This is a genomic window from Acinetobacter uliginosus (assembly GCF_044130295.1).
Lineage (GTDB): Bacteria > Pseudomonadota > Gammaproteobacteria > Pseudomonadales > Moraxellaceae > Acinetobacter.
In genome coordinates this window covers 1-6,331 of record NZ_JBIQOC010000024.1, presented here as the reverse complement: position 1 = coordinate 6,331, position 6,331 = coordinate 1, and the positions used below count along the sequence as shown (strand labels likewise).

Sequence of the window (6,331 nt, the reverse complement as noted above, 5' to 3'; positions counted from 1 at the left end):
TGGTTTTGGAAAAAAAGAAGAATTTAAGAAAGTGCTAGCAATTTTAAGAAAGAAAAAGCCTGATAGGACAAGGATCCTATGAAATTTGTCGTGTACAGAGATAAATTTCATAGGATTTATACTCTTTTTAAATCAATATAACCTGAATTGTGGATAAGAAATTGGCTTAAAAAAAAGGTGGCTACATACTATTAGGGAGTTACCACACAACCTACGCTTTCAGAAACCATGTTTGATTTTACATATTTCTTCTGCATGATTGATGACTTTTTTCAAAAATCGAAGTAACTTATTGGCAATTTTTAAAATACGATCCTCTCAATTAAAAGTTTCGTAAATCGTGTTTATTGCCATTTAGTATAAATTTTCGTATTTCCATAATCTCAAAGCTTTATTCTTTTCATTAAAGCAAAATCACGGTCAACTCTTTAGATATTTACCTTGTTAACAACGGATAGTTTATCTCATCAGAGCACATCGATTGGCACTGTATGCTTTACATTTTGCCTTGATGAAAGATTATCAGAGCAATTATTATTTATGGATCGATCGACTACGCTGCCTGTATGCAAAAATCAGCGTATTCAACGGTATAAATATCTACCATTGCAACACGCGGTAAAAGCTCAATGGACTAGTTCTTTGGCTGTAAGCTGCATTTAATCATGAGTCAGTCAGGCAAGATTGTCAGTACAGCTTTACCTAATGAACATACAGCAGACATTAAAATGATTGAGCATTTGGTAGAAGGCTTAAAAACAAAATTCTATGCTGTTCGTGGATATATCAAGTCAAGAATTAAAAATCAAATTTGAGGAATCAAGACATTTGGTTCAATTACATATCATCGTAAAAATATAAAAACTATTCGTTTATCCAAAGCAGATGAATACCACTTAAAACAACGCAATAAAAAGAAAATTTATTCAGCTTATTGAAAAAATTAAGCTATTAATCTAAATCTATCAACTAGATAAAATACTTTAAATTTCTAAGCTTTTAGAAACTACGACCTTCTCCTTTTTCTTCATACGTTATTCCCTCACGAATATGATACAGTCGCTGGAAAGTCGGAATAATTTTATCGTCATGTGTAACAACAATAATTGCTGTTTGAAATTTTTCCGCCATTTCGTGCAACAAACGAATTACAGTCATGGCACGAACGCTGTCTAAAGGTGCCGTTGGCTCATCTGCCAAAATGACAGGTGGCTTATTAATCAAGCCGCGTGCAATAGCTACACGTTGTTGTTCACCACCTGATAATTGCCCAGGCATGGCATGAATACGATGCTGAACATCTAAAGCCGTTAAAATTTCTAAAGCACTTGCACGTGCTATGTTATTAGGAACACCTGCCAGCATAGGTAATAGCGCAACATTATCTAAAACATTCAAAAAAGGAATCAAATAAGGTGTTTGGAACATAAAACCAATTTTGTCACGTCGTAATGCGTTTAAATCTTTTACTAACCAGTGTTGATCAAAAATCACTTCATTCCCTAAAGTCATACGTCCTTCAGTGGGATCAATCACAGCGCCTAAACATTTTAATAAGGTACTTTTACCTGAACCTGACGGACCAATCAGTCCAACAACTTCTCCTGGATCCACCCACATATTGACATCTTTTAATGCATAAAAAGCATTATCACCTTGCCCAAAACGTTTTTTTAAACCCTCAATTAAAATTCCGTGGGTCATGTGTTATCCTCCAATTGCTTCGGCTGGATCAATACGTAATGCCATACGAATAGCTACTAGACTTGCCAACATACAAATCAACATCACAGCAATAAATCCAAGAATAGAATCCTGAGGAATCAATAATACATACTTTGGAAAATATGGCGCAGCAAAGGTTGAGGTGATTTTACCTATAGTAAATCCAATTAGACCAAGTGAGAGAGCTTGCTGTAAGATCATCCAGGCAATCGTTCGGTTGCGTGTTCCAATTAGTTTCAAAACTGCAATTTCTCGAATTTTATCCATGGTGAGTGTATAAATAATAAATGCCACAATTGCCGCACTCACCAAAGCCAAAATTACTAAAAACATCGCAATCTGCCTTGCTGACGTTGCAATCATCTTGCTAATTAAAATATGTTCCATTTGAAGACGCGTGTAGACAGTCAGTTGCTGCCAACGTTGGATGTGTGCAGCAGTATCTTCTGCGGAAGTACCAGTTTTAAGACGGACTAAAATTGCATTTACATAACGATTGCTGGTTTGAGCACTCAGAACACTGTCTAATAAATCTGGATAAGCAGGCCGATTGTAAATTGGATTTTGTGCGGTACGTCGGCGGTCTTGTAAAATTGCCGCATTATCTTTTTGAAATTGGGCTTGTTGTGCATCTTTAATCGGAATAAAAATCATCGGGTCACCACCTGATGACACCATTCGTCGAGTCAATCCTACTACAGTAAAATAATTACGACGGATTTTGATGCGATCACCTAATTTAAGTCCTGAAGTGATGTCTACAACAGCTTCATAGTGCCCTCGAGTCAATTGACGTCCCGCTAAAAGGTAAGGTGGCCAGCCTAAATTATTCCAGGCATGTTCACCTGTATGGATTCCAACCACCATCGCACGGATATCTTTATCTTTGTAATGAACTTGTGTGGTCAGATAAGTAATATTTGAGGCATGTGCCACACCAGGTATGTTCCTGATACTACGATATAAATCATCACGCACACTAGAGGATTCGGCATATGGACCAAGCGTATCTTGTTGCACAACCCAAAGGTCGGCTCCACTGTTATTCAATAATGCTTTGGCATCATCCACCATACCACGGTAGACACCCGCCATAATTAGAGTCACGCCGATCAACAAGCCAAGTCCAAAACCAGTAAAAACAAACTTACCCCATGACTGGAATATATCCCGACCGGCTAAGCTAATCATTCAGATGTTCCTGCAAGATTTTTTACAATATGCAAACGGTTTTTCGCATTAAGTGGTTTTTCACTATATAAAACGATTTGATCATTTTCTGATAGACCATCGAGTACTTGAACATCACCCTCTAAATTAGAGCTACCTAGTTTAATGTCAATAAATTGTAGTTTTTGATCTGTCACTTTCCAGACACCGACTTGGTTATTGATGCGGTGAATAGCAGCATTTGGAATAGCAAGGCTGCGAGACAGTGGTGCTAGTTTAATTGTCACTTCTGCTAATTCGCCTAAAGGGGGTAGAGGGTTAGGTTGTTGACTAAAGACTACTTTGGCTAAGATTTCTTCGGTAATAGCATCTGCACGAGGCTCTACCCATAAGATTTGACCTGAAAGTGTGCTACTTTGACGCGAGCGTAAATGAATTTGCGCAGGTAAACCTGAGGCTAAGCCAATCGCACTAGATTGATCGAAGCGTGTATTCAACCAAATAGACTTCGGGTCTACAATTTCCAATACGGTTTGCCCTGCAACTACAGTAGAGCCAGGTTCTGCATAACGGGCTGTGACTATACCTGGTGCTGTTGCCATTAAATTTAAATTGTCGCGCTGGGCTTGTAGTGTATTGAGGTCTGCACGGGCTTTATTAAGTTCTTGCTGCATTGAGCCAAGTGCCGTTGTAGCAAGATCAAGTTCCTGCTGCTTAATGGCGAGTGACTCTTGACTGGTGGCATTGATTTTGGTGAGTTGCTGATAGCGTTGAACTTGTTGCTGTGCAAACTTTTGACGAATTTGAATATCTTGTTGCTGAGAGATGATTTTTTGGATAATGGCACGTTGCGCAAGTATTTTTTCTTCTAAATCAACGGGATCCATTCCCCCTAAAAGTTGTCCAGCTTGTACAGCATCTCCTATATCGACTCGAAGGTTTTTAAGACGACCTGCCGTTGTGGGACCAATCTTGTAATTATGACGAGCTTCAACAGTCGCTATACCAAATAGACTAGGCTGAATGGATTTATACTGAACTTGTATCAGAGTGACCTTGACAGGTGCAAAAGGTCCTGTACGCAATAGGACATAAACCAAAAATAAGATTAATGTAATAAGCACTACAAGAACGGAAAGAGCCCTCTTTCCTAATAAAAATGTTTGCATCTGTATTTTGCTTATCTTATTTAATTAAGAATAAGATAATCTATTTTTAAGTATTATGTAAAACAATTCCTTCCTAATTTAGATACCTAATCGGTTCGGACTGCCACTATCTAAGCTCATTCCACTGAATCATCACTTTCTAATGAACTAATTCTTTCCCCAAAAAGGATTGTAGCAACCTCTCTAGTGAACACACTTTACCAAGCTATCCGATAAGCCTTAATTAAGTTCCCACTTAAAAATAAATGGGGACTTAATTCATGACTACAAATACCCATGCATGGGACGTAAAAACTGGCTGTTTTCAGGATCACTACGCAATGGCTAATGAGCTGTGAACACATGACGCTTACAGTCAGCGAAACTGAATGGACTGTATCCGTATCGTATGCCTATATGAGTGATTTATTCAGTATTGATGATGAAAAAATGACTTTATTGCACCAAACATCAACGTGACTGAACTGGATGAAGGCGCAAAACGATTTGATATCGTACTTGAAAAACGTGATGCAAAATTGAATACTGTGATGAGTAACAGTTTCGGTTTTGGCGGTGTAAATGCCTGTCTTCTTGTTTTCAAAAAATAGGAAGGCTAAGCTAAGAAGTGTTGATCATTCAGCCATGGATGATCAACTTCTGCCACACTGCCCTTTAAAAGGGTGAATGGATGGATGCTCCTTCTGATGCTTTCTTGTGGGTAAAAGCATTACATATTATTGCAGTCGTTTGTTGGTTCGCGGCATTGTTCTACCTGCCACGTTTATATGTTTATCATGCGATGAGTGAAGATGGCACGAGTCATCAGCGTTTCCAAATTATGGAACGCAAGTTGTACCGTGGCATCATGTGGCCGTCAATGCTTGCCACTCTCATCACAGCGCATTTTTTAGTGGATTGGGGTGATGCAACTCGGCATTACCATGAAGCACTCTGGTTTTACCTGAAAGTTGGATTAGTGGGCTTACTGGTGATTTACCATTTTGTTTGTGGTTATTACCGTAAAAAACTGATGGAAAACCCGCATTACAAATCACATAAGTTTTGGCGTTTCTTTAATGAAATGCCAACGATTATTTTACTCGCAGTAGTGATTTTAGTAGTGGTTAAACCGCAGTTTTAATCCAGTTGATTTAAAAGTACATTCTCTCTATTAAATGAGGAATTTAAAACCTCCTCAAAAATAGAATCCCTCCATCTACAAAGCAGTGCTTTTCACCTTCATAAAAGGCAGGAGTAATTTATATCTAATGCTTTATATGATTAATGGCACTGTTGCAAATAGGGATCTGAGTCGATGATGTTCCCTTTAAAAAGTGCTTAGAGACCAAAAATTCTATTCACTAGATATACTTAACCCTGATGCAGAGGTGGTTCCACTTGTTTGAACAACTAAAAGCTTATTTATAAGTGATATTCTGCTCAGTTAAGCTACCTTATTTTGTTGTGGTAGCTGGTCATAGTAAAACTCATCTGGAGTCATTTTGTCCAGACTCGAATGAGGTCGTTTCAAATTATAAAATTCAAAATATGCGTTTAATTGCTTCTTCGCATCCAAAACATTGCTGTAGGCTTTGAGATAAACCTCCTCATATTTAACGCTCCGCCATAATCGTTCAATCATCACATTATCGACCTATGAGCAGTATACTGCGCAAGTTTACCGTCCATGCTGATTTGGATGTCATTTGATTTTAACACTTCAATAAACGCATCACTGGTAAATTGACTGCCTTGGTCTGTATTAAAGATTTCAGGTCGACCATATTTTTCAATAGCTTCATTTAATGTTTCTATACAAAATGCAACCTCCATACTAATCGATACTCTATGCGCAAGCACCTTACGGCTGTACCAATCAATCACAGCACATAAGTAGACAAAGCCTTTTGCCATAGATAGGGATATATGTTATATCCGTTGCCCACACTTGATTACTCCGTTGAATATTCAATCCTTTGAGCAGATATGGATATTTACGGTGAGCTTGATTGACCTGACTTAGATTTGGTTTACGATATAACGCATTAATGCCCATTTTTTTCATTAAAGTACGTGTATGACGTCGTCCTATATGATGTCCTTGACGGTTCAATAAATCACGCATCATCCGGCTACCTGCAAAAGGGTATTGCATATGTAATTCATCAATACAGCGCATCAGCTTCAGATCTGATGCACTCACAGGTTTTGGGCGATAGTAATAACAACCACGGGAGACTTTCAGTAGCTTAGCTTGCTTAGATACTGAAATCTGAAGTGAGTCG

At 38.2% G+C, this 6,331-nt stretch carries 4 protein-coding genes and 3 pseudogenes; 3 read left to right on the top strand and 4 right to left on the bottom strand.

What is annotated here, in order from left to right; translation table 11 throughout:
• Positions 1 to 228 precede the first annotated feature (228 nt).
• Positions 229 to 940, top strand: a pseudogene (locus tag ACE01T_RS06695) (IS982 family transposase); the annotation flags it as partial.
• A gap of 59 nt (positions 941 to 999) precedes the next feature.
• On the opposite strand, the gene ACE01T_RS06690 reads toward ACE01T_RS06695, so the two are convergent.
• From ACE01T_RS06690 to ACE01T_RS06680, 3 genes are read right to left on the bottom strand one after another with little or no spacing between them, the layout of a single operon-like run.
• Complete coding sequence (locus tag ACE01T_RS06690; protein WP_166171442.1) at positions 1,000 to 1,704, bottom strand: ABC transporter ATP-binding protein; 705 nt, start codon at positions 1,702 to 1,704, stop codon at positions 1,000 to 1,002.
• Positions 1,705 to 1,707: 3 nt separating this feature from the next.
• Positions 1,708 to 2,916, bottom strand: coding sequence for an ABC transporter permease (locus tag ACE01T_RS06685; RefSeq protein WP_166171443.1), 1,209 nt, complete (start codon positions 2,914 to 2,916; stop codon positions 1,708 to 1,710).
• Positions 2,913 to 3,980 (bottom strand): efflux RND transporter periplasmic adaptor subunit, encoded by a 1,068-nt coding sequence (locus ACE01T_RS06680; RefSeq protein WP_395518990.1) that lies wholly within the window; start codon positions 3,978 to 3,980, stop codon positions 2,913 to 2,915. Before ACE01T_RS06680 ends, ACE01T_RS06685 begins: the two co-directional genes overlap by 4 nt.
• 487 nt (positions 3,981 to 4,467) lie before the next feature.
• On the opposite strand from ACE01T_RS06680, the pseudogene ACE01T_RS06675 reads away from it, so the two are divergent.
• Both ACE01T_RS06675 and hemJ read left to right on the top strand, forming a co-directional pair.
• Positions 4,468 to 4,654: pseudogene (locus ACE01T_RS06675) on the top strand (beta-ketoacyl-ACP synthase I); the annotation flags it as partial.
• A gap of 80 nt (positions 4,655 to 4,734) precedes the next feature.
• Positions 4,735 to 5,187: a protoporphyrinogen oxidase HemJ gene (gene hemJ, locus ACE01T_RS06670; protein WP_086194909.1), complete on the top strand. Its 453-nt coding sequence runs from the start codon at positions 4,735 to 4,737 to the stop codon at positions 5,185 to 5,187.
• Positions 5,188 to 5,490: 303 nt separating this feature from the next.
• Here hemJ and ACE01T_RS06665 read toward each other — a convergent pair.
• Positions 5,491 to 6,331, bottom strand: a pseudogene (locus tag ACE01T_RS06665) (IS3 family transposase); the annotation flags it as partial.